Source organism: Nocardioides caldifontis, from assembly GCF_008087345.1.
Classification (GTDB): Bacteria; Actinomycetota; Actinomycetes; order Propionibacteriales; family Nocardioidaceae; genus Marmoricola_A; species Marmoricola_A caldifontis.
Genome location: NZ_VHIB01000037.1, coordinates 1 through 533, shown reverse-complemented (window position 1 = coordinate 533; position 533 = coordinate 1). Strand labels below are relative to the sequence as shown.

The following is a 533-nucleotide window of genomic DNA, read 5'->3' as shown; positions in this document are numbered from 1 at the left end:
ATGCGCGGCGCCGCCAGCCAGCACTGGACCGCCGCGCTCAACCAGTTCGAACTGCACTTCCCGGGGCGACTGCCCGCGGGAGCCTGAAACCCCGTCCGGCCGTTTACACAGCGAAGTTGACACGCTCGAGGCGCTGAACTCCCTGTTCAAGGCCGAGTGCATCCGCAACCCGGCGATGCGCCCCAAGGGCGGCTGGAAGAACGTCAGCGATGTCGAGATCGCCGTCGCCGAGTACGTCGACTGGTACAACCACCGCCGCCTCCACGGCGAGATCGGACTCGTCCCACCAGCCGAGTTCGAGACCAACCACTGGGCGAGCCAGCCCACCGAGCGCTACCGTGAGAACCCGGTCCTCACCGAGGTCGGATCCAACTAACCGAGCCTCCACGAAACTCGGGGCGATTCACTCGACCTCCTCGCCGGTGACCGCGTCTGCAACCGGACGGAGCAGGTCACTGCGCCCGCGGCGCAGCTGTTTGGCGGCGACGGCGTGCTCGAAGTCGGTGATCGTCTGATGCGCAGCCCAGATCCGG

Annotated in this window: 1 protein-coding gene; it reads left to right on the top strand. The window is 67.2% G+C overall.

Going from position 1 to position 533, the window contains the following annotated elements; all coding sequences use genetic code 11:
* On the top strand, nucleotides 1–376 hold a 376-nt coding region (locus tag FIP57_RS23845; protein WP_203231431.1), incomplete at its 5' end, for an IS3 family transposase.
* Nucleotides 377–533: the final 157 nt, after the last annotated feature.